This is a genomic window from Mobiluncus sp. (assembly GCF_985070215.1).
Genome location: NZ_CFKZQR010000022.1, coordinates 1 through 23,477, shown reverse-complemented (window position 1 = coordinate 23,477; position 23,477 = coordinate 1). Strand labels below are relative to the sequence as shown.

Annotated in this window: 18 protein-coding genes, 1 tRNA gene and 1 pseudogene; 9 read left to right on the top strand and 11 right to left on the bottom strand. The window is 56.0% G+C overall.

What is annotated here, in order from left to right:
• Nucleotides 1-27 precede the first annotated feature (27 nt).
• Together AC5LBQ_RS05690 and brnQ are read left to right on the top strand one after the other, a co-directional pair.
• Entirely contained in the window at nucleotides 28-1,212 is a 1,185-nt protein-coding gene (locus AC5LBQ_RS05690) for a site-specific DNA-methyltransferase (protein ID WP_493264879.1), read from the top strand.
• Nucleotides 1,213-1,522: 310 nt separating this feature from the next.
• Nucleotides 1,523-2,971, top strand: a complete 1,449-nt coding sequence (gene brnQ / locus AC5LBQ_RS05685) for a branched-chain amino acid transport system II carrier protein (RefSeq protein ID WP_493264878.1) — start codon at nucleotides 1,523-1,525, stop codon at nucleotides 2,969-2,971.
• A gap of 109 nt (nucleotides 2,972-3,080) precedes the next feature.
• Here the strand turns inward: brnQ and rplL are convergent, their stop codons facing one another.
• The 5 genes from rplL to AC5LBQ_RS05660 all read right to left on the bottom strand — a co-directional run bounded on the left by rplL (nucleotide 3,081) and on the right by AC5LBQ_RS05660 (nucleotide 9,485).
• On the bottom strand, nucleotides 3,081-3,470 hold the full coding sequence (gene rplL, locus AC5LBQ_RS05680) for a 50S ribosomal protein L7/L12 (RefSeq protein ID WP_282921049.1): 390 nt from the start codon (nucleotides 3,468-3,470) through the stop codon (nucleotides 3,081-3,083).
• A 105-nt stretch (nucleotides 3,471-3,575) separates the two neighbouring features.
• A complete protein-coding gene (gene rplJ, locus AC5LBQ_RS05675) occupies nucleotides 3,576-4,097 on the bottom strand; it encodes a 50S ribosomal protein L10 (RefSeq protein ID WP_282921048.1) in 522 nt (173 codons plus the stop codon).
• Between the two features lie 347 nt (nucleotides 4,098-4,444).
• A complete protein-coding gene (locus AC5LBQ_RS05670) occupies nucleotides 4,445-6,085 on the bottom strand; it encodes an ABC transporter ATP-binding protein (RefSeq protein WP_493264877.1) in 1,641 nt (546 codons plus the stop codon).
• 1 nt (nucleotide 6,086) lies between these two features.
• Complete coding sequence (locus tag AC5LBQ_RS05665) at nucleotides 6,087-7,964, bottom strand: ABC transporter permease (RefSeq protein WP_493264876.1); 1,878 nt, start codon at nucleotides 7,962-7,964, stop codon at nucleotides 6,087-6,089.
• Between the two features lie 153 nt (nucleotides 7,965-8,117).
• On the bottom strand, nucleotides 8,118-9,485 hold the full coding sequence (locus AC5LBQ_RS05660; protein WP_493264875.1) for a hypothetical protein: 1,368 nt from the start codon (nucleotides 9,483-9,485) through the stop codon (nucleotides 8,118-8,120).
• 259 nt (nucleotides 9,486-9,744) lie between these two features.
• Between AC5LBQ_RS05660 and AC5LBQ_RS05655 the strand changes: the two genes are divergently transcribed.
• Both AC5LBQ_RS05655 and AC5LBQ_RS05650 read left to right on the top strand, forming a co-directional pair.
• On the top strand, nucleotides 9,745-10,560 hold the full coding sequence (locus AC5LBQ_RS05655) for a sensor histidine kinase (protein WP_493264874.1): 816 nt from the start codon (nucleotides 9,745-9,747) through the stop codon (nucleotides 10,558-10,560).
• Complete coding sequence (locus AC5LBQ_RS05650; protein ID WP_493264873.1) at nucleotides 10,550-11,245, top strand: response regulator transcription factor; 696 nt, start codon at nucleotides 10,550-10,552, stop codon at nucleotides 11,243-11,245. Before AC5LBQ_RS05655 ends, AC5LBQ_RS05650 begins: the two co-directional genes overlap by 11 nt.
• 27 nt (nucleotides 11,246-11,272) lie before the next feature.
• Here AC5LBQ_RS05650 and AC5LBQ_RS05645 read toward each other — a convergent pair whose 3' ends face one another.
• The gene (locus AC5LBQ_RS05645) at nucleotides 11,273-11,971 is read right to left on the bottom strand and encodes a TetR/AcrR family transcriptional regulator (RefSeq protein WP_493264872.1); all 699 of its coding nucleotides are present in this window, start codon (nucleotides 11,969-11,971) and stop codon (nucleotides 11,273-11,275) included.
• Nucleotides 11,972-12,111: 140 nt separating this feature from the next.
• On the opposite strand from AC5LBQ_RS05645, the gene AC5LBQ_RS05640 reads away from it, so the two are divergent.
• The 5 genes from AC5LBQ_RS05640 to AC5LBQ_RS05620 all read left to right on the top strand — a co-directional run bounded on the left by AC5LBQ_RS05640 (nucleotide 12,112) and on the right by AC5LBQ_RS05620 (nucleotide 18,109).
• Nucleotides 12,112-14,655 carry a DMSO/selenate family reductase complex A subunit gene (locus AC5LBQ_RS05640; protein WP_493264871.1) on the top strand — a complete coding sequence of 848 codons (2,544 nt, stop codon included), beginning with the start codon at nucleotides 12,112-12,114 and terminating at the stop codon, nucleotides 14,653-14,655.
• Nucleotides 14,656-14,666: 11 nt separating this feature from the next.
• Nucleotides 14,667-15,305, top strand: a complete 639-nt coding sequence (locus AC5LBQ_RS05635; protein WP_493264870.1) for a DMSO/selenate family reductase complex B subunit — start codon at nucleotides 14,667-14,669, stop codon at nucleotides 15,303-15,305.
• 2 nt (nucleotides 15,306-15,307) lie between these two features.
• Nucleotides 15,308-16,294, top strand: a complete 987-nt coding sequence (locus AC5LBQ_RS05630; protein ID WP_493264869.1) for a dimethyl sulfoxide reductase anchor subunit family protein — start codon at nucleotides 15,308-15,310, stop codon at nucleotides 16,292-16,294.
• 76 nt (nucleotides 16,295-16,370) lie between these two features.
• Complete coding sequence (locus AC5LBQ_RS05625; protein WP_493264868.1) at nucleotides 16,371-17,270, top strand: TorD/DmsD family molecular chaperone; 900 nt, start codon at nucleotides 16,371-16,373, stop codon at nucleotides 17,268-17,270.
• Complete coding sequence (locus AC5LBQ_RS05620; protein WP_493264867.1) at nucleotides 17,267-18,109, top strand: NADH-quinone oxidoreductase subunit I; 843 nt, start codon at nucleotides 17,267-17,269, stop codon at nucleotides 18,107-18,109. The genes AC5LBQ_RS05625 and AC5LBQ_RS05620 overlap by 4 nt, the downstream gene beginning before the upstream one ends.
• 782 nt (nucleotides 18,110-18,891) lie before the next feature.
• Here AC5LBQ_RS05620 and rplA read toward each other — a convergent pair.
• The 5 genes and pseudogenes from rplA to AC5LBQ_RS05595 all read right to left on the bottom strand — a co-directional run bounded on the left by rplA (nucleotide 18,892) and on the right by AC5LBQ_RS05595 (nucleotide 23,376).
• Nucleotides 18,892-19,581 carry a 50S ribosomal protein L1 gene (gene rplA / locus AC5LBQ_RS05615; RefSeq protein WP_493264866.1) on the bottom strand — a complete coding sequence of 230 codons (690 nt, stop codon included), beginning with the start codon at nucleotides 19,579-19,581 and terminating at the stop codon, nucleotides 18,892-18,894.
• Nucleotides 19,582-19,643: 62 nt separating this feature from the next.
• Nucleotides 19,644-20,069 carry a 50S ribosomal protein L11 gene (gene rplK / locus AC5LBQ_RS05610; protein WP_282921039.1) on the bottom strand — a complete coding sequence of 142 codons (426 nt, stop codon included), beginning with the start codon at nucleotides 20,067-20,069 and terminating at the stop codon, nucleotides 19,644-19,646.
• Nucleotides 20,070-20,288: 219 nt separating this feature from the next.
• Entirely contained in the window at nucleotides 20,289-21,530 is a 1,242-nt protein-coding gene (locus AC5LBQ_RS05605; protein WP_493264884.1) for an MFS transporter, read from the bottom strand.
• Between the two features lie 291 nt (nucleotides 21,531-21,821).
• Nucleotides 21,822-23,081 (bottom strand): annotated as a pseudogene (locus tag AC5LBQ_RS05600) (MFS transporter); the annotation flags it as partial.
• Nucleotides 23,082-23,291: 210 nt separating this feature from the next.
• Nucleotides 23,292-23,376 (bottom strand) — tRNA-Tyr (locus tag AC5LBQ_RS05595).
• Nucleotides 23,377-23,477: the final 101 nt, after the last annotated feature.

Below are 23,477 nucleotides of genomic sequence, written 5' to 3'. Positions count from 1 at the left end.
CGGCACGAGGCTCGGTAGGATTTTTTCGTGGACGATTTTCGGGAAGGTAACTGGCTGTTGCGTGCCGATGCCGCGGCAGGTTTACGGACGCTGCACCAAGCCGGGCAACGCGTGAAGATGATTTACATCGACCCGCCCTACAACACCGGAAACACTTTCGCCTACCACGATCGGCGCGCCAAAGACGAGTGGCTCGCGATGATGCGCCCGCTATTGGCGGAGGCGCGCGAGCTGCTCAGTGCTGACGGCCTCATCTTTATCTCGATTGACTTTAACCAACTGTGCGAACTGAAACTCGAGATGGACCGCATTTTTGGCACCGCAAACCTGATTGGCAACTTCGTGTGGGTCTCTAACCTGAAAGGCCGCCAGCTGGGGGCCGGACCAGCGGGAACGCATGAATACATCTTGACTTATGCCCGCAATGCCACCCAAGTGGGCCAGCTCCGCGGCCGCACCGAGCTGTTGCAACAACTCATGCCTACCGTGTATCACCTGCCCCAACGCCAAGTGAAACACGATGCGCGCGGGGCTTATGTCACCAAGAACGAGCTGTACAACACGAACTCGAAGTTCAACGAGGTCACCGCCCCTTCGATGGTGTTCGACATTCACTATCATCCCCAGAGCGGAGCGGTGCGCACCAGCGAGGTCGGGGCCACTGACCCCAAACTGGCAGGTGCCGGCTGGGTTAGCGCCCACCCCCATCCGAATGCGAAACCGGGACTGAAGTATCACGCTTGGCGCTGGTCACGAGCGAAGGTGGAACGCGATTATGCTGACCTGGAATTTCAGGTACACGGCCGGGGGGCTCATCGCAGCCTAAAAATTTATACGAAAATCCGGAATTTTCATGAAACTGCCCTGAAAGACCTGGTTGTGGGCCCTTCGACGATTTCGGGGCAGCGAGAACTGCAGCATCTGGGGCTCGGCGGACTGTTTGAAACCCCGAAGCCCACGAAGCTGCTGCAAGTCCTCATCGAGGCCGCTACCAGCCCCGGCGACACGGTCCTGGATTTTTTTGCCGGCTCGGGCACTACCGGGCAGGCGGCACACGCCACCGGGCGGCGTTTTTTCCTGATACAGCTGGAAGAGCCATTTAGCGCGGCAAAATCCGGTCCGGCTGGGGAGCAAGGGCTGCACACCATCGCTGACCTGACTGCCGCCCGTCTGCGGGCTGCCGAAGTTCCGTTCCGCGAACTGCGCTGTTAGCCAGCTTGGCGCGGACAGTGGCCCACTCCGCGCACTGCTTCGCTAAATAGCTGACGCAAGGTTGGTTCCCGGACCCGGGCGAGCGCCAGCCGTGACCCCCTGGTTGGGCAATCCCGCGCGACCGACCTCCTCACACCGCCTCCCTTGACCGCCCGTCTCGTGTCACCGGCCTTGACCGACCCTAATCAACCCGACTCCCCACCCCTGAAATCCTTGAGAAACCGGGGAATTCTTGGTAAATCCGACTTGTGCTAGGCTTGGAATCCGGGAAAGTCCCGCCAATTTGCCACCCATCAGGAAGGCTATATATATGAATTCCCCTAGCCGTAAAGGCTTCGACACCTACCTTTTAGTTTCCGGATTTGCCCTGTTCGCCATGTTTTTCGGCGCAGGCAACCTGATATTTCCTTTCCAAGTCGGCGTCAGCGGCGGGGCCAACGTAATCCCCGCGGTTATCGGTATTTTGCTGACGGGCGTACTGTTCCCGGTGGCGGGGATGATGGCGGCCTCGACAGATGCTTATGGAGCCGGGCGGATTGCGGACCGCATCGGACACATTCCGGGCCTGATTCTGACCGTAGCCGTATTCCTGTTCTGCGGGATGCTCTACGCGATGCCCCGCGTGGCGACCGTGTCTTGGGAGATGGCTGTCCGGCCTTTGACCAGCCTCGGAGCCCAGAGCGGGGAGACCGCCGCGAATCATGTCGGGCTGTTTATTTATTCGTTGATTTTCTTTGCCATCGTGCTGATTTTGCTGAATCGCCCCGACCGGATGCTCGATCGTATCGGTCAGTACCTGACCCCGGCACTGCTGATTTTGCTGCTGGTGATGATTGCCATCGCGATGTTTAAACTGCCCAGTGTCGAGACACTCCACCCCGATCCGTCTTACCAGGCATCGCCCTTTACCGCAGGGTTGATTACCGGCTACGGTACGATGGATGCTTTGGCCTCCCTGGTGTTCGGTGTCGTTATCATTACCCAGCTGCACGCTCACGGCTACAACGAAAAGCGTTCCGTGTTCCGGGCCACGACCTTTACCGCCGGGATTGCCGGAGCGTCCCTAGCTATTGTTTACACGGGCTTGGCCTTCGTGGGTACCCGCGTGGCTGACCAGGAGATTGCTAACCCGGCTGCCGGTCTGTCCCTGGCTGCGCAAATGATTTTCGGTCCGGTCGGTCAGATTTTGTTCTCGATTATCGTGTTCCTGGCCTGCTTGACCACCGCTACCGGGCTGATGGGAGCCTCGACCCAATACTTCTGCGACCTGTTCCCGAAAGTTCATCGGTCGACCATGCTGGGTATTCACGTGGTGGTTTCCCTGCTGGTGGCCAACCTGGGCTTAGAGAACATCCTGGCCATCGTGGTGACGATTGGTTTGGCAACCTATCCCCCGGCTATCTGCCTGATTCTCATCGCCCTGCTGGATTACACCATGAAACGCCAGCTTTTCTGGACCTACCGGCTGTCCGCGTGGGTAGCCACCATCATCGGAATTTTTGAAGCTATCTCGACTTTCAAGCTGCCGGCTTGGGAGCACGTCAGCGGTTGGCAGCAGGCTCTGCAAGACGTTTTGCATGTCCTTCCGCTGGGCAGTGTCCAGATGGGCTGGCTGACCCCCGCTCTGGCCGGGGTCGCGGTAGGCATCGCCATTGACCTGCTCCACCCCGTTGATGTGTCTAAGCTGCCGGTTTCCCAGACTCCGACCGGGATTCCCGACCGGAACTCGGAGACGGACGACCTGCCGGTCGAGGGCTAACGGTCGCAAATCCGTAAATACACGTTGGGCACTGCAGATATCTGCAGTGCCCAACGGATTTATAAGCCTGTGAACGGCTTTCGGAGTGCGACGCACCCCGAAAGCGTTGCTACTTCAGGGTAACGGTAGCGCCGGCCTCTTCGAGGTCAGCCTTGGCCTTCTCAGCGTCTTCCTTCTTGGCGCCTTCGAGGATGGCCTTGGGAGCACCATCAACCAGGTCCTTAGCTTCCTTCAAGCCCAGGCCGGTCAGAGACTTGACGACCTTGATAACCGGCACCTTGGAGGAGCCAGCGCTCTCGAGCACTACGTCAAACTCGGTCTTTTCTTCGCCACCAGCAGCTTCGCCACCAGCAGCCGGAGCAGCCGCCACGGCCACCGCAGCCGGAGCAGCGGCGGTCACGTCAAAGACCTCCTCGAACTTCTTAACGAAGTCAGAGATCTCAATCAGGGTCATATCCTTGAACACGTCGATCAGTTCATCAACAGTCATTTTCGCCATTTTAGGCATCCTTTCGGTTTATCCGCCTGGTGGTTCCTGTACACCGGGCGTTGCTCGCTAGGGCGAGCGCATTTCTCTTTGAATCTAGGTCTAAAGTAAAGCGCCTTAGGCCGCGAGTTTTTCGCGGTAGGCGTCGATGGTGCGAACCGTCTTGGAAGCCGAAGCCTGGAACAGCCCGGCAGCGCGAGTTTGCAGCGCCTTGAGCAATCCAGCGGACTTCGCCAGCAAAACTTCGCGGGATTCCAGGGAAGCGAGTTTCTTAACAGCGTCAGTATCGAGGATTTCCCCGTCCATGATGCCAGCCTTTAGAACCAGCGCCTTGTTATCCTTCGCAAAGGTATCCAGAGCCTTGGCGACGCTAACAACATCACCATCGGCCGGGACGAAAGCGATAGCGGTCGGCCCCACGAGATATTCGTCGAGACCCTCCAACCCCGCTTCCTTCATAGCCAGTTTCGCGAGCTTGTTCTTCGCTACGGAGTAACGTACTCCTACCCCAAGCGAGGTACGCAGCTCTTTCATCTGCTTTACGGTCAGACCACGGTATTCGGTCAAAATGACAGCGGCGGAGTCCTTCGCGGATGCCGCGAGAGACTGCACATCTGTGACTTTATCAGGCCTTGCCATGAGCCCTCCTTCCGTTTTTAGCCGGCGTCACGGAGTTTTGGGCAATAGAAAAGCCCCGGGCGCAAGAGCCGGGGCGTGCAGTCACGGTCTCCACACCGTTTCACAGATTTTCTCCCTGCACAAGGGCGGTGGGTACCGTTCGTGATTCGCTTATCGTTTCCTGCGCAGGCTCAGCTGTTGCTGAATTATCCGTTCGGACCGGCGGTCTTAGGCTCGTATAGCCTAGCACATTGCCCATCTGGTGCCAAATCAAGCCCACCTTGGCTTTGCCAATCGCAACCATCGCCTGCTCGCAAATTGGGTTTTGGGGTTCCGTGACGACACCCCAAAACCCAATTCACGCTACGTTACCCAAATTGCAATGCACCGGTGGACACCAAGCGTCCGCTCTGACGATCGAACAGCAGCACCCGATTTCCTCGTAAGCTTAAACGCTGCACCTGTCCGAGTTGATACACACTGGATCCAAACATAACCCCTGTCAACAGAAACTCCCCTACGCGCAGCTTCAACGTGGTTTCCATCCCGGTCGGCATGGCACCGTAAATCTCGGTTTCGATATCGCCCTGTTCCCCGATTTCCAAGTATTCCGGGCGGACACCCAACACAAAATCCTCGTCTGTGGGGACATGTTCCTCCGGTTCAAACACGGTTTCATCAACCTTGGCGATGTGATAATCAAACATCTTGTCTTTGTTGGATTTTTCCACTGCTTTACGATCTTTCATTTCTAAAGCATGAGCTTCTCGTTTGGCAATGTCTTGGGCGTCACGTTCATTTTGCCACTGTCCCAAATCCAACTCTTCGCTGGGGATAAAGCGGGCTTTCAATCCATCCAACAGTTCCAGCTCTATCTCTCCTTGCTGGTTTTGGCTCCCTTGAGCCTCAATAAAGTTGATGGAGGGACTACCCACAAAGTCTGCGGAAAACAAATTATTCGGCCGATGGTAAACGTCCAGGGGAGCGTCATATTGTTGCAATACCCCATTGTTCAACAAACAGATTTTCGTCGCTAATGTCATAGCTTCCATCTGATCGTGGGTCACATAAACAAAGGTTGAACCGGTCTCTACATGCAAACGCTGCAGTTCATAACGCATTTCCAGGCGTAACTTGGCATCCAGGTTTGACAACGGCTCGTCCATAAACAGCACGTGCGGTTCTGGAGCCAAGGTACGGGCGATTGCCACACGCTGCTGCTGACCACCCGAGAGTTCCGCCGGATAACGATCCATGAACATCCCGATTTTCACCACGCGCGAAACACGGCGGATAATCATGTCGATTTCTTCCTTGTTGTATTTGCGCACACTGGTGAGGGTGGTGCCGTTTCTGATGATTTCTAGATCCTTGCCCAAGGTTTCCCCGCAAGCCTTATGCTTGGCGACGATGTCATCCAACTGGGTCTGCAGAGCTTGGCAACGTGCCTGCAATACCGAAACATCCTGTTTCTCATAATGCTTGTCGAACAGTCGTTTCGCCGTGAATTTTGAAACGGTGAATGCATCAATGATTGCCAGCATCGCCCGTTTTTCGTCCAATTCACCCATCTTGTTACGGCATTCCGCCAACAGCTCCAGGTACTTTTTCGGGTTAGACAATGCCCGGATTTCATCCAGACACAATTTGGCATCCATGTCCTTGGTGGGCATTTCTTCCTTAACATTGCTCAAGCCAAAAGCGATATTCTGTTCCACCGTCATGTTTGGCCACAGCGCATAGTTTTGGAACAGGAATCCCACTTTACGTTTGTTGGCAGGGACGTTGATGCCAGCTTTGGAATCAAATACCACCCGATCGCCAATTTTGATTTGCCCGGATGTAGGTGTTTCCAACCCGGCAATCATGCGCAAAATTGTGGTTTTCCCACATCCTGAAGGTCCCAGCAACGTGATGAAGGCGTTGTCTTCTATATGCAAATCCAAATGGTCAACAGCAAAGAAATTTCCCCACCGTTTAGTGATGTTTGTTAGCGTAATTTCAGGCATGTTATTTTCCTCCAATGCCATCGTCAAGACTGACCCCGGTGAGTTTATTAACCAGGGTGTTAAAGAACAGAATGGTGACAATCAGGATCAGGTTGATAGCGCTCGAGAACGCGTACAGACCCATTTCGTCAAAGTAATCCAGAGTGGTTGCCAGGATGAACCCTTGAGTACACAACAGCAAGAACAGCGGCAATTCTCGCAGACATGTCATAAACGGCAACATATACCCGCTGATGATGGACGATTTCTGGATGGGAATGATGATTTTGAACATCCGCTTGTGCCAGGGAATATTTTGAATAATTGCCGCTTCTTCAATCTCGTTGCTCAGCTGCAACATCGAGTTAAGCGACGCCCTGGAAGCAAAGGGGATGTACTTGATAACACCGGCAATAATCAACAACCAGTAGGTGTTGAACAAGTTAATTGTTTCGGTTGAGAACAGTACGAACAGTGCCGCACCTACCGCGATGGACGGCATCAGGTAGGGCAGGAAGGCGACCCCATTTACATAGTTTGCCCACCGACTCTTGCGGTTCTTGGATACTGCGTATCCCACCAAAGTACCGATAGTACCGGCAATCAACATACATGACAGCGCCACCAGCAAGGTTCCCTTGAATGCCGACCAAATCGTGTCGTTAAACAGGATGCCATGTTGACCATACAGCCCGTTTTCCGTGATGTTTTCATTAGTCAGCCACCATTTTGTGGTCAGGTTCGACACATCCATCGTGTACAGGAAGGAATAGTCGCCCGGGTTGGGTAACAAGGTTTCCAGAGCGAAGGACAGAATCGGAAAGATTGAGGTAAAGAACGTGATGACGATAAAGACCATCCCCATTGCCCAAGACCCGATCCGCCCTAGGCTGATCTTGGAAAGTTGACCGGACTTGCCGGTCACTGTGGTGTAATTCTTGCGGCTCTTCATCGCTTGATTGTTTACCAGCAAAATCGCTACCCCGAACAGCATCATGATGATTGCCAAGATAGAAGCCTGTCCGGTGTACTTGGAGTTTAGCGAAATGTACTTGGTCGCCAAGGTCGTCAAGTTCAAGTAGTGGGGTACCGGATAGGAACCCATTGCGGAACCGAACACCAATAACACAGTGGACAAAATGGCAGGTTTAATCATCGGCAAGGTAATCCGAAACATTGTCTTCCACCGAGGGGTATCCAGAATGGTGGCGGCCTCTTCTAAGTTAGAGTCCATGTTTTTAAAGATGCCGCCAATCAGGATGTAAGCGAAGGGCGCATAGTGCAACCCCAACACAATAGAGCTGGGTACCAAACCTTGGCACCACCACAATGGAGCATGAATCCCGAACAGGGAAGCCAACAGCCCGTTAGAAGTGCCGGTGACCTGATTTGAATAGAACACATTACGCCACACGACCGAGAGCGTCCACTGGGGCATGATGTAGGGGAAGATAAAAATTGAACTGAGGTAGCGCTTAAATCGCAAGTTCGTGCGCGTCACCAGGAAGGCAAAGAACCCGCCGTAGACGATAGAAATCGTGCAGGTAAAGATGGCTAACAACACGGTGTTGAACAGCGGTATCCACAAGTTTGTTTTCGCCAAGTTAGAGGTGAACAAGTCGGTATAGTTCACCACCGTGTAGCCTTCATTTCGCCCGGTGAGGTGCGCATCTATCGTGCCGGGGTGAATCATTATCGTGTCTTGGATAATCGACACGACCGGCAAGAAAGTTGAAAACGTTAGGACGATGCCAAACAGCAGCAAGATAACGTTTTGGGGCTTGGAAAAATATGTTCTGATTTTGTTCAGACGTACAGCCCGTTTATTTTCCGGGGTTGACCAGCTGGTAGACGCGCCGGGCGGAGCCTCGCTGGGGGTTGTAGGTACTGTTTCATTCATGATGCCTTCTTAAAAATCGCAGACTCGTCAACAGAAAACACTATTGCTTGATTTTTGAGGCACCTTCGCCTCAAAAATGGAGTGCATGAGGACAGTGAGAGCCAGCCGTGGGGTGGCGTGTGACTGACACGTCACCCCACGAACTTGCCATGTTTACTTGGCTTTAGAACCGGCCTTATCCAGCAGGTCAACCCAAGAACCCACGGTAAAGGACACTTCAGAGCAGTAATCCGGATCTTCCAAAACCATCTTGCCGTTCTTTACCCACCAGTCGTATCCACGATCATTGAGAGCATCATGAACATTGTTACCAGCCTCGTCGTATCCACCTTTAGAGTGATTAAAGTTAGCTTCCGTTTCCGCTGCCACCTTTGGGTTCATCGAGTATCCGCCAATGTCCTTGCCCCAAGCACTAAAGCCGTCAGCGGTGGTGGTCATGTAGGCGATGAAAGCTGCGGCTGTCCACGGCAACGGTGAGTTATCAGTCAGGAACAAGTAGTGCTGGTATCCGAAACCACCAAAGCCTTCAAAACCATCCTGGTAGGCGGCAACCTTCACGTTATCCACGGACACTTCGGGTGATTCCTCGACGGAACGCAGTTTTGAATACACCAGCAAACCGGATTTATCCGTGGCGGAAGCACTCACCAGTGTGTTACAGATGGGGCCGTCATCGGTTTGTTCGTTGTATCCTCCGACCCACAGTTTGATCCAAGCCAGCGCGTAAGCCCCGTTCTTGCCGAGGTTCAAATCCTTTGCGTCAGCTTCGAGGGATTTGATGACCGGCTCAAATTCGGCTTGACCCGCTGCGTCCAACTTATCGAACGCATCCTTGAGGACCTTGGCGTTTTCCTCCTTTGTCAGCATGTAGAGGAAGTTTTTGCCCACCAGTTCAGAGTCGATATCCATGTAGAGCGAATGGTTGTCAGACTTTACAAAATCCCAGACATTTGTGAAGGTCTTGGAACCTGTAGAGTTGTACATAAAAATTTTGTTCAAGGTTTGCAGCGGCAAGAAGCCCTGGTACTTTTCCGCAGTAGTGTCATTAGCTTCCGCCCATTCCTTGGGGATAAAGGTTTTCAGGATGCCGGTATCCGTCATCTTGGTTTTAATTTGGTTGCCGTCTTGAATCAGGGTCATCGCAAAAGTACCCGTTTTCTTGAGGGAGTCAGCCTGAAGCTGTTCAAAAATCTTGTTATTCTTCGGTTGCTGCCATTCAAAGTTAACACTGTAACTGGAGTCAATACTCTGGAGGTATTCCACGAACAGGGGGAATGCCGTCTTGCCACGGCTCGAGTTACCTAAACCATAGAACATCTTCCCGTTGGATTCGGCGATGGCTTTCTTTGCAAGTTCCTCCAAAGACATCCCCTGGGCTTCGGTGATGATTTTGTCCACTGCGGAGGCGTCTTTACCACCACCCGCCGCCGGGTTCTGACTGGCGTCTCCACCGCCGCAACCGGTCAGAGTAATAGCCAGAGCAGTACCGGCAACTACTGCTGCTATTTTTTTGAAATTCATGATTTCTCCTTTGAATTCAGGCTGTTTTAGTGATTAATTTCCCATCTTTGGGTCGCGTTTCTTTCGTTGAACCGCTAAGTCCATTATGTAAAGCTGGCGGGCAACAAAGCCAGCTTTCTCAGTGTTAGATGGTGATAGTGTTGTTACCATCCGTGCTATAGAATGACTGAAAAAGGATTACCCCCTTCTGCGTTTTTGTGTCATCACCGGCATCATCACGGGACGCAACAGGCGCGCATGACCACAGGAAGGAACCGAAATGTCGTGGGTTATCGCCGGTATTTGCGCACTTCTCAGCGGAATTGCTGGCGGCTACGCCCTCTATTGGCGCCGTGAAACCCGCAAACGAAAAACCGAACTTCAATGGCTCCAAGAAGCTCACCAGAACTACACTCGCAACCCCTCCATCCTGGCACACGAAATCCGCTCACCTCTAACCGTTTTGATTGGAAACTCCGAATTGCTGCGCGATGAGACTTTCGGGGAATTAAACGAGCGTCAAGCAGAACTCGTATCTCGCATCGAAACGAATGCAAAATTGTTACGCGACATGGCGGAAGACTTTTTAACCGCATCGCGAATTGACGCGGAACTATTTGAACTGAAATTAGAAACCTTCGATGCGGTGAGCCTGATCCGTCAAATCACCACCGATTTACTCTCGGTACAAAACGCCTCCATCAGCACCGACCGTAAATTGCTCCCAATCTGGATTGAAGCCGACAAGCGCCTGATTCGCCAAGCGCTGACCAACCTCATCAATAACGCCATCAAGCATGCTGGAACTGATGCACATATCAAGGTGAAACCCTATCGAAATGCTCAGGGTTGCGTTATCGACATCATTGACAACGGGGCTGGCATGACTGAGATTGAACTCGCCAGGATTTTCCACCCCTACGTCACCGGCAGCAGCACCCAGCCCGGAGCGGGATTAGGGATGATGATTACCCAAAAAATCATCGCCCTGCATCAAGGTAGAATTCAAGTGGACTCGGTGGCCGAACATGGCACCAGGATGCGCGTAATCTTGCCTGACATTGATGCAAAGGAGGAAACTGACGATGACCTCTGAAGCCTGGAAAGCCCTGGTGCTCGATGACGATCCTCATATCGCCTCGGTCATTACGTTTTCCCTGGAAACTCGCGGATTTAGCTGGGAAGTTGCAGGTACCGGGCGGGAAGCCTGGCAGTTGCTGCGCAAGAAGCATTTCGATTTGGCGGTGCTGGATGTGATGCTGCCTGATATTTCAGGGGTGGATTTGACGCGCCGTATTCGTGCCGCTTTTTCCATCCCGATTATCCTGGTTTCCGCCCTTGGGGAAGAATCTGAACGCATAGCTGGTCTGGAAGCTGGGGCGGATGACTATATCGTCAAGCCTTTTTCGCCTCGGGAGCTAGCATTGCGAGCCGAACTGGCAGTGAAACACGGGGTGGGGGGCAGTTCCAGTGCCCAGGTAGTCACCAACGGACCTCTATCCCTCGATTTGCAAACCAATACCGCAACTTTAGACGGGCAACGACTCAATTTAACCGACATCGAATTTCGTTTTTTGGTGGCTCTGGCTACCCGAATCGGTAACGTAGTGACTATCTCCAGCTTGCTAAACGAGGTGTGGCAGACCCAGGAAACCGCTGGGGGACGCGACATGATCAAATCTACGGTTTACCGACTGCGTAAAGGAGCGCTGGCAGAATTGGCACGCCCGGATTTGATTGTAAATGTACGCGGTCTGGGTTATTCCATGCAAAAGTTGTGACTGGTTAGGGAAAACTCACTGATACCGTTAGAAATGACGGGTCGGCACCAGGAGCTGCTTGATGGCGTGGCGGCGGCGGTTTAGGGTGGCGCCGGGCGGGTCGAACTTGGTGAACTGCCAGGGGGCAGCCAGGCTCATGAACGTGTTAATGGCGACTTCCGGGCTGGTTTTCATGCCGTCTTGCAGCCAGGAACGGATGATGACAAACGTGTTTTGCACCTGTTGTTCGGCGGCCATCGCCACCCACAGATCGCCGTTATCTTCCCCGGAATAGGTCACGTAATCCAAGACGTAACGACGCAGATATTGGTGAAAGTAATCGCTGAAATACCCGCGCGCCCCCGATGAAGGCATATCCAGGAAAATATGGCGGTACACCTCGGCGTGAGTGGCGATGTGTTCCAACAGTTCGATATAAATCTGGCGCCAGCGCAGCAGGTAGTTTTCCCGGCTGTCGCCCAGCAGCTGACCGATAGCCGGAAAGAATTCGTGGATCTCCGCCAATAAACACGTAGCCAACAGTTCGGCGGGACTGGAGGCGTGGGCATAAAACGTACCCCGGGACACGCCTGCAGCCTTTGTCAGTTCCGACACGGACACGTCCTCGGGAATCCGGGTAGCGCACAGCCGCAAAATGGCTTCATTCAGGCTGGTCCGCGCGCGGGCATAGCGCGGATCCATGACCACCTCGGCGGTCGGGAAACTCAAAGGCTCGTTTTTTGCCACAAATTTATTGTGGCACAACCCACGGTCAGACCGAAATATTAAAAAGAATTACGCAAAATTCTATTGAACACCTGTCCAATAGCGTGTAATATAAATCCCGAGGCAAAGTGGCTTCATCCGTACTGCGAAAAGGAACACTTATGGCACAACAGAGCGAAAACACCTCGGGAATTTCCCGTCGGTCATTTTTACAATGGTCCGGTGTGGCTGCTGGAACCGCAACCTTGCTGAGCGTGGAAGGCTCGCTGCCGGGCTCTTTGGCAGCCAACGCCGCCGCACCTGAGGACACCAAGCTGGTGTGGTCGGCTTGTACCGTGAACTGCGGTTCTCGCTGCCCACTGCAGTTGCAGGTTAAGAACGGTCGGGTGGTGCGGGTTCTGCCTGACGACACCGGCACAAACGAACTCGGCTCGCAATCCGTGCGCGCTTGCGTCCGCGGTCGCTCCATTCGGCACCGGATTTACAATCCAGACCGGCTAAAGAAGCCGTTAAAGCGCAAACCCGGCACGAAACGCGGCGACGGTCAGTGGGTGGAAATCAGCTGGGAACAAGCCCTGGACGAAATCGCCGACAAGATGAAAGAAATCAAGTCCAAATACGGCAACGAAGCGATTTACATCAACTACGGCACCGGCACCCTCGGATCGGTCGTGTCGACGTCGTGGCCCCCGGATGTCTCCGCTTTTGCCCGCCTGATGAACTGCTGGGGTGGCTACCTGGATCACTATTCCGATTACTCCACCACGGAAATCACCACCGCCTACCCCTACTTTTACGGGTCTTGGTTTGGATCGAATTCGCTCGATGACGCGGCTCACTCAAAGCTGCAGGTCATGTTTGGAAACAACCCCCTGGAAACCCGCATGAGCGGGGGCGGGCTGACTTTCACCACTATTGAAACTAAGAAAGCTTCCGGGGTGCGCACCATCATCATCGACCCGCGCTATTCCGAAACTGCGGTTGACTTGGCGGACGAGTGGGTGGCGTTGCGTCCGGGGACGGATGCGGCTCTCATTGCGGGCATGATTCACGTCATGCTCCAGGAAAACCTGCACGATCAGGACTTCCTGGACACCTATTGCGTTGGCTTCGATGAAGCCCACATGCCCCCCGGCGCTCCCGCGAACGCGTCTTACCGCGCCTATATCGAGGGCAAAAAGGACGGCATCGAGAAAACCCCGAAGTGGGCCAGTGAAATCACCGGCGTACCGGAGCAAACCATCCGCCAGCTGGCTCGTGAGATCGCCACCGCGAAACCCTGCGCAATCACCCAGGGTTGGGGTCCCCAACGCCATGCCAACGGAGAAAACGCTTCGCGCGCTATCTTCCTGTTGGCGTGCGTGACCGGAAACATCGGCATCCCCGGTGGCGGCAACGGCGCTCGGGAATCCTCTCCAGGGCTTGGTGTAGGCAAGATTTTGACCGCCTCGAAACCGAACCCGTCGATGAAAATTATCTCGGTGTTCTCCTGGCTGGATGCCATTGACCACGGGGAAAAAATGAACACCTTCAACTCCGGCGTGATGGAAAAACCTGAACTGGGAGCACGTGACTTTAAAGTCCCGGTCGACGATAACGGCACCCCAACCAACACCAAGCTCGATGTCCCCATTAAGATGGTGTGGCAATACGGCGGCAACTCGCTGGTCAACCAGACCGGGGAAAACGCCGCTTCGGTGAAAATCCTCCAGGACGAATCCAAGTGCGAACTCATTGTCGATTGCGACATTCAGATGACGGTATCCTGCCGTTACGCCGACTACGTCCTGCCCGGCACTTCAGCCGCTGAGGAATGCGACTATCACGCCGGGGAAAACGGGGCGCCGATGGCATACGGAATTGTGTCTTCCCAAGCCATCAAACCCCTGTACCAGTGCAAGGACGTTTACACGATTTGCACCGAGCTAGCCGAGCGCCTGGGCGTAAAGGACGACTTTACCGAAGGCAAGACTCGTGAGGGATGGCTGAAAGAGGCAATCGACACCGCACGTGAGGACGACCCCGAACTACCCACTTATGAGGAATGGAAACAGATGGGGGTCTACCGCCGCAACGAAGGACCGGTCGTCTCGATGAAAGACTTCCGCACGGATCCGCAAGCCAACCCCTTGCCTACTCCCAGCGGAAAGATTGAAATCTATTCCCAGCGCATCGAACAGATGGCTACCAAGTGGACTTTCGATGATTTCCGGGAAAAGGCCGAGGGCGACCGGCTGGTACCGCTGCCCGAGTACGTGGAAACTTGGGACGGGCAAGCCTCCACCAAGAACGGCAAGTATCCGCTGCAATGCATAGGTCACCACTTCAAAGGTCGGACCCACTCAACGTATGGAAATGTGGACTGGCTGCGCGAGGCTCACCTGCAAACCATCTGGATCAACCCGATTGACGCCAAGGCTCGCGGGATTAAGAACGGCGACCTGGTGTTTGCCTACAACGACCGCGGCACCGTGAGGATTGAAGCGAAAGTTACTCCCCGCATCGCTCCCGGAGTCGTTTCCCTGCCCCAAGGCGCCTGGTATCATCCGGTCGATGCCTCCGAGGTGAAGCCCCCAGCAGGAGCCAACCAGGATATCCCGGTGGACATCGGCGGAAACACCAATACCCTGTCCTCGCTGCACCCCTCGCCCTTGGCACATGGCAACGCGGTACACACCATCACCGTGGAAATTGAGAAGGCTTAGGAGGACACATCATGGCTGAAAACTTCACTAAAGCTGGCGCCAAATACGGGTTCTATTTCAACCAGACCCGCTGCAACGGCTGCAAAGCCTGCCAGATTGCCTGTATCGACAAACACGACCTGCCGCTGGGCGTGCACTGGCGCAAAGTCGCGGAATACTCCGGAGGAACCTGGAAAGTCCAAGGCAACACCTTCCAACCAAAAGTGTTCGCCTACTACGTTTCCATCTCTTGCAACCACTGCGAAAACCCGGTCTGCATGGAGGTTTGCCCCACTACCGCGATGAGCCGCCGCGAGGACGGCACCGTGTACGTGGACGAATCGAAGTGCGTGGGCTGCCGCTACTGCCAGTGGGCTTGCCCCTACGGCGCGCCTCAACTCAACCCGGAAACCGGACACATGTCAAAGTGCGACCTGTGCTACGACTACCGCTCGGAGGGTAAAGACCCGGCATGTGTCGCGGCCTGCCCCTCGCGCGCCCTGGAATGGGGTCCCATCGAGGAACTCCGTGAGAAACACGGCGACCTCAACGGTATCGCTCCCCTGCCCGACCCGTCCCTGACAGAACCGCACCTGGTCATTGAAGCGCACCGGGACGCCGAACCGTGGGATCAACCCACCGGCGAAATCACCAACCCGAAGGAGATCTGAAAATGGAAGAACTCCCTATGATTCTGTTTACCGTTATCGCCCAGATGGCAGTCGGGGCTTTTTGGGCTCTGGGGCTCGTCCAGCTGCTGGGACGGCTGCGCAAACTGCCTGGTGAAGCCATAGACCGGGTGACCGACACGTCCCTGTTCGCGGTCGGACCGCTGCTGATTCTGGGGTTTTTCGCGGCATTTTTCCACCTGAACGACCCGTTGCACGCCCCGTTCACCCTGATGCACGTCGGTTCCTCGTGGCTCAGCCGCGAACTGTTGAGCGGGGTGCTGTTCGGAGGTTTTGGCTTCGTTTTCGCCGTGTGCCAGTGGAATAAGTGGCTGAGTCGGACCCTCCGCGATGTGCTGGCGGTCCTCACCGCCTTGAGCGGGCTGGCTCTGCTCATCTCGATGAGCTGCGTGTACTGCACGCTGCGGACTATTCCGGCGTGGCACACCCCCGTGGTTCCCGTGTTCTTCTTTGCTTCGGCTCTGTTGACCGGTCCGCTCGCGGTGGCGCTGAGCCTATTGTTGGTGTGGAAAAAGGCACTGTCCGCGGCCGAAGCCGCTCCCGAAGCGAAGGGGTGGCGCTCGCGTCTCGCGGTGGGTCAGATTAGCGACGACCTGAAGTCGCTGGTGCATTCCGCCATGCAAATCCTCACCATTGTGGGGGCGGCCAGCGGCGTTGTCATCATGATTACCTACCCGGCTTACCTGTTGGGTCTGCATCAGCAGGGCGGGGCGGCGGCACAAGTCGCCGACGCTATCTCGGGTGGTTTCCTGACCTGCCGTCTGGTTCTGTTGGGTATCGCTGTCATCGCGGCTGGTGTGTTTGCATTCACCCAGATTCGGTTGCACGAGAAGCCCACGACCACCCTGACCATGTTGCTGAGCGGTGCGTTGCTGGTGGCGTTCATCAGCGAACTGATGGGCCGAGCCGTTCACTACGAAGGCTTGTGGCATGTAGGCTTGAATACAGTGCAAAAGGTTATCGCACCCTAACCGGGGTCCTAGAGACAACTCGGTGGCTCCCGGCGTATAACCGGGAGCCACACTTTATGACAGAAGGAAGATACCCATGAGTCAGCGCGTTGACGCTCCCTATCTCGATGCTTTTGCGGCGTCTTTTTTGGTCCTGGGCCGGCTGCACCTGGGCCACGCGACCACGGACACCCGCCGCGACATTTACTCACAACTCTCGGACTGGCCCTTCTGGCGCGAACCGTCCCCCCTCCCCGAACTCGCTGACCTCGAGACGGACGCCCACGCCGCCCACACCCGCGGCATCAACCTGCTGCAACGTTCTTGGGAGAGCCACGAGGACGATGAGACGATTCGCATGGATCAGGATTTCCTCTACGGGGTTTCGGCCAACGCCCGAGTTTCGCCTTTCGAGTCGGTTCATGTTGGCGAGGAGCAACTGGTTTTCGATACCGAGACGATTCAAGTCCGGATGTACTACTCTCGGCTGGGCTTGCAGGCTCCCCGGCTGCACACCGAACCGGACGACCACCTCGGGCTGGAGTTCGCCTTTCTGTCTCAGGGCTGTCAGCAAATGATGACGGCGCTGGAACAGGACCGGACGGAGGATTACACCCACGTGCGCGACATCGTGGCGGCTTTCACGGCCGAACACCCCCTGCGGTGGGTTCCCGCGACTTTGCGCGAGGCCGAGGCGCAGTCTCAAACCGCCTGGATGCAAGGGGTGGAGGCCCTGAGCTACGCTGCTTTCGCGTCTTGGTGCGTGACCCTGTCCACCCGGGAGTTGCTCGCCTCCGCGGACGTGGTGTCGGGGTTCGCCGCTCCCTACCGAGGCGTTACGCCCGGTCACAAGGGCGTTGCGGCGGGAAAGTTCGGCGACCCGGGTGTCCCGGGGGCGGCTCGTGACGCGGGGGACACCACCGCTCCCGCTCGGCACAGCGAACCTAGCGAACCCGGACACCCCGGCGACCACACTTCGGAAAACCCCACCCGATGAAAGACTCTCTGCGTGAACTGCTGCGCTTTTTAAGTGCGGGCGAAGTTCCCGAAACCCTGATTTTGGCCTGCGACCACAGCCCCCGACCGCGTGTGCCCCGCCGGGCGTGCGCACTGCATTACGATGCTTGCTGGGGCGAGGCACCGTTGGGTTCGCTCGCGCAGATTCTGGCACTAGGGGTGGGGCGTATTGCTTTCGTGCCGTGTTCGAGGGACGGTGGCTTGCGTCGGCTGCTACAGCTCGGCGAGGAAGTTTTTCCTGGCCGCTTGCACCTGTGGGAGACACCGCACCAGGGCAGGTTTGCCGGAAAGTGGGTCGAGGTTTCGCAGCTGGGGGTGTCGCGGCGGTCTTTTTTGGGGCTATCCACCACGTGCGCCCTGGACTTGAACGCCAACTGGCAAGAACGCAGCGCTCAGGCTTTTGCTCTGCTGGGGGTGAGCGAGCCGCCGCCGGACCCGCCGCCGTCATGGACCTTGCAGGTCAGCACGTGTAGCGTTTGCGGGGTATGTGTCGCCGCGTGTCCACACCAGGCTTTGTCCCTCACACCTGACCCCGCGGACGCCAATCTGCTGACCCTCACGCAAGACCTAGCGCGCTGCGAAGCTGACGGCGCCTGCCTGAAACTGTGTCCCGAGCACGCCCTGTCGGTACAAGGCCACCCCACTTGGGCAGAAATCCACGATGGTGCCACCCGAACCCTGACCGCGGTGAAAACGAAACTCTGCCCCTCGTGCCACAACCGTTTCCCCGCCACTGCGGGCGAGTTCTGCCCCTTGTGCGCCTTCCGGCAAGACCACCCCTTCGGCTCAGCTATGCCCATGCATTCCTCACACGATTAGGACTGAGACTCTGAAAAGGCAGAGGAAAAGTACGAGAATAGCTAAGTTAAATTTGTCAAGATTGACCATGCATCTGCCAGAAAAATGGGCAAATTTTGTCCCCGGTGAAAAAATGCAATATTTCAATTGAAGTGATTCTTGCGGCGAGACATAGCTGGTGCAAGAGTGAAGCAAGAGGCCATCAAACGGGCAAACCCAAATTACAGAGGCCTCTAATTGAAAACTCTCACGTAGCTAACTTTTATAGGATTCCTTTCACCCGGATACAATAATACGAAAATTTCAATGTTAAAGGGATTGTCAATTATGAATACACGGATTGCAGATTACCTAGCGCTGTTTATAATTTTGACCTTTTACGTACTGTATTTTACATTGTCCCCCAGTCGCGAAAATCCATTTATAATTTTCACCGTCATCCTCCTGATTTTAAGCTTTATTTCCATACTGACTTCGTTCGAGGCAATATTTACAACATTCAATAAAAATCCACTCATCTTTAGGTCCTGCTGTATAACTTTAATCCTAATAGGGGTCTTTTTTTTGGGATTCTTCGTTGGAATCTCCTGGTCAAGCAGCTACCCATTTTTGCTGTGGGATTACGCCGCCGAAATTTCTGCCCCTTGCTTGATGATGCTCTACTTCCCAGCCACAACATTGTGGCGACTCACCAAAAAGCTCGAAGATTCGCAAATACACCAGGCATATATGGATAGTTCCAAATAAGTGCCCTTAAACTGGTGGGGCCAAGGTTGCCCCTGACCCCACCATGAAGAAAGTGCTTATTCCTTAGTCGCTAAGGACAGCGGAATCGAAGGACCCATCGTCGTTGAGATGGAAGCCTTCTTAATGTAACGGCCCTTGATGGTCGAGGGACGCAGACGCTCAACTTCCTCCAGCACAGCCCGGAAGTTCTCGGCCAGCTGGGCGGCCTCGAACGAGCACTTCCCGACGATGAACTGCAGGTTAGCGTGCTTGTCAACGCGGAACTCGATACGCCCGCCCTTGATGTCCTTGACCGCTTTCGCCACGTCCATGGTGACGGTACCGGTCTTGGGGTTCGGCATCAGGCCGCGCGGGCCGAGCACCTTACCCAAGCGACCGACCTTGCCCATCAAGTCAGGAGTCGCTACCGCCACATCAAAGTCGGTGTAGCCTTTGGAAACCTTCTCAATGAGTTCGTCCCCACCGACCTCGTCAGCGCCCGCCGCCTCGGCATCAGCGGCCTTATCACCTACGGCAAAAACCAGGACCCGAGCGGTTTTGCCGGTGCCGTGAGGCAGAGAAACGGTGCCGCGCACCATCTGATCAGCCTTGCGGGGGTCAACGTTCAGACGCATCGCAACCTCTACGGTCGCGTCGAACTTCACGCTGGAAGTTTCCTTGACCAGCTTGAATGCGTCGTCGATGGGATAGAGAGTGTCGGGAAGAATCTTCTTCGCGGCCTCGTTGTATTTCTTGGCGTGTTTCATGTTCTGCTCCTTACGCAGTCGTGGTGTGGGCAAACACTAAGCCCCTCCACAGTTATTGACGATTAACCGACCGTGATGCCCATGGACCGAGCGGTGCCCGCGATAATCTTTTTCGCGGCCTCGATGTCATTAGCGTTGAGGTCTTGCATTTTTTCCGAAGCGATCTTTTCTACCTGATCCCAGGTCAGATTCGCTACCTTGACGGTGTTCGGGGTGCCCGAACCCTTCTGAACACCCGCGGCCTTGCGAATCATCTCGGAGGCCGGAGAGGTCTTCAGCACGTAGTCGAAGCTGTGATCCTCGTAAACGGTGATTTCCACAGGAACCACGGAGCCGCGCATCGACTCGGTCTTGGCGTTGTAGTCCTTGCAGAATTCCATAATGTTCACGCCGTGTTGGCTCAATGCCGGGCCAATCGGCGGTGCCGGGTTTGCCCCACCGGCCTGAATCTGGAGCTTGATAACTCCGATGACTTTTTTCTTAGCCATATTTTTGGGTCCTTTTCCATAGGGGTGTCGACCTGGCAGGTCTCCACCCAAACTTTTTCGACTTCGTGAAGGCCGTGGTGACACGGTTCTCACTCGGTCTGCATCGTTTTCTCGCGGTGATTTCCCCGCGAGACGCCGCCCGTTTACGGGCAGCAAAAGGCGCACGCCATCAAGACGCACAAGGAAATATTCTAACGCTCCCCCGGCTTTTACACCAATTTAGGCGATTCCCAAGTGCGCGGCGGAGGGCCGCGGCAAAAACACGAGAAGCACGTAGAACCCCAGCAACACCAGGAACCCGTAGTGCAGGCCTAGTGCCGCCAACAGCAACCCCAGCAGCAGCGGCGTCACGATAGCGCCAATCCCGGAAAGACAACTAATGACCGCCGCTGCATGTTGCTTTTGCATCCCTGGCAAGCCGGAGAACTCCGTCGCGCTGATGGGATACAGGCAGCTCACCCCCAGGCCGCTGATGAACAAACCGACCACCGCCACTCCGACTGAGGGCACGAAAGCGACCGCTGCCGTACCGCAGAATCCTAGCCCCACAAAGACCCACCAGGCTCCATAGCGCCGCGCAAAGACAGCTCCGCCCAGACGGCCCACCGCCATGCCGACAGCAAACGCGGTTGCCAGTCCCGAGGCCGGTGCCAGCTCGACCCCCAGCTCCCGCAGGCGCGTCACCGCCCAGGCATACATGGCGAACTCAACTCCGGCCGTGAGGATGAGCCGCAGGATTTGGGAAGTAAACAACCACTTGGAGGGCTTCACGCCGGGTGTTCGGGAGGCGCCGGAGTTACGGGAGTCCGCAGAAGCGCTGGGCACACCGGGTTTTACGTCCGCAGCAGCGGGGGTGGGCTGGTCGCTGGCGGCATCACCCATTACGGACGGCGACCCGGTTGGCGCGCTCAAGCCCTTTTGCAACACCTGCCGGAATGGCACAGCCGGGAGTCTCCACCCCCACACCAAAGTCGGCACGGCCATCAGCAAGACAAACCACAGCGCCATGCGGCCAAAACCGGGAAATACGCGCTCTACCAGGGCAAAAACCACCGTCGTTGCAATCGACACTGAGGAGGAAATCCCGACGGTCAATGACAGGTACTTCGTCCCCTCGGTACCGACGAATGTGCCGGCGACCGCGGCCGAAACTGTGCTGCCACCCAGGCAAGCCAAAGTCACGCCCACCAAGCTGACCGCAATCGAGGGACTCCAAGCCACCATCCCCGTGCCCAGCAGGACCAACAGCGGGGCAAGCCGCAGCGACCAGACCGGGCCGTTGCGCATCACCCACGGCGCCAGCAGCCCCGACACCAGCATGCCAAAGCCGTAGGCGGCGCCCAGCCAGGTGAAAGCCTCGGGTTTCACGCCAAGGTCGCGTGACAGGGTGGCGATGAGAGAACCGGCAGCGGTGACGTAAAATCCTGCCATCGATAGCCCGATAGCCATCGGCGGGAACATGTGCTTTTGGTTGTGCCAGATTTCTGGCCCTATGTTGGCGGAATTCTGAGGATTTACTACGTTCACGTCACTCCTTCTCGCGGCGACCGGGCGCGGTTGACGGGGAAAGAAAACAAAGACAACGGCCACGACCAGGGCTATCGCCAGGAATCCGGCGGAACCCGCGAAAGACAGCACATAGCCGTGACTCCAGGCTTTCGCTAAAGTCAGATTCGCCCCGGGCACGGTAGCTTCCAGCCCGGCGGTCGCCCCAAAGAACACTCCGGTGAGGACAGCGGAACCGATGGCGGTAAAGATACGCTGGCCGGTTTGTTGGATGCCCCCGGCAATACTGCCTCGGGAGGGCGGGACTTCCAGCATCGCCTGCGTTTGGTTCGCCGAACCCATCGAGCCTGAGCCGAGCCCCAGTACCGCCAGCCCAATACTGATGAGCCACACAGAACCGCCGTGGGCAAACAGCACCGCCATAACCGCGGTCAACACCACCCCCACCAGCATTATCGCCAGCGACCAGGCCTGGATGACCCGGCCGTGCTTGATGGTCTGGCGCGCTACTGCGATGGAAGTCACACCGGACAGGATTGCGCCGGGCATCCCGCTGAGGCCCGCAATGAGCGCGGTTTGACCGAAGCCGTTTTGCAAGAACATGGCGTTGATGGCGTACACGGAGGGCACGCCCAAGAACTGGATAGCGCCAATCGCGCTGGCAAAGCTGTAGGAGGGGATTTTGAACAGCCGCAAGCTCACCATCGGGTAACGTCCCCGGGCCTCATACGCCCGCTCCCACCAGACCCACAGGACGAATACGGTGAGAGACGCGGGAATCAGGACGAAACGCCACAGCGATCCGGTGGTTACGAAAGGCAGCATAATGCCGATAACCGCCGCCCCCAGCAGGATCATCCCCAGCGGGTCAAGGTCGACGCGGGATCGCTTCGGGACTTTCTTGCCAGCTTTGACGGCCCGGGCGATGTCAGCTTCCAAGGCTTCAATGCGGGCGCGGCGTGCAAAGATTCGTTCCCGTTTAAACGGCAGCCACAGCAGCGCACAAATGACCCCGATCAGACCCAGCGGCAGGTTCAGGGAAAACGCGAGCCGCCAGCCATTTTCCCGGCCAAAAATCGCAATCAGGATACCCGCCAGCATCGGGCCCAGAGCCACGGTAACGGACACGACTAAACCCATCAGGGCGTAAGCCAGCGCGCGGGCTTGGCCGGAAAAATACTGCTGAATAATTCCCGCGGTCTGGGGACTATAGATACCGGCCGCGAAACCTTGCAGAATCCGCATCCAGTCCAGCATCGACCCGGAGGTTGAGATGGCACACAGGAACGAGGACACGGAAAACAGCGCGAGGCCCAGGACGAACAGGAGCGAGCGGCCAAACAAGTCGCCAAGGCGTCCCATCGGCACCATCGACAGCCCGATAGCCAGGGCATACCCGGAAATGACCCATTGCACCTCTTGTGCACTGGCTCCGATAGAGTCGGGCAGCACCGCGAGGGCGACGTTCACGGTGGAGACTTGCAACAGGGTCAAAGCCAGTCCCATCAGGACCACGACCAGGATCAGTGAGGTGCGATATTTCTTGGAGGAACCGGGGACAGTGACAATCCGCGGGTCACCGTCATTGGTCTCGTGAGGAACCTGCGGGCTGCTGTTTTCATCGAAGAGTTCGCCGTTTTCACCGGGCGCTTCAGTATTCTTTGCCATGTGCCGCCTGCGATTTCTGTGCCGTAAAAATAACCCAGAATAAAGTAATGGTGGCGGGTAAGGGATTCGAACCCCTGAAGCATTGCGCAGCTGATTTACAGTCAGTCCCCTTTGGCCACTCGGGAAACCCGCCATACGCCGAAAGCGCCCAACTAGACTACCAGATACGCCGCTATTTTCGCAAACGTCGGTTCAGTGCGGAGTTTTGTGGATTATAGGGGGAGAATAGCCGGG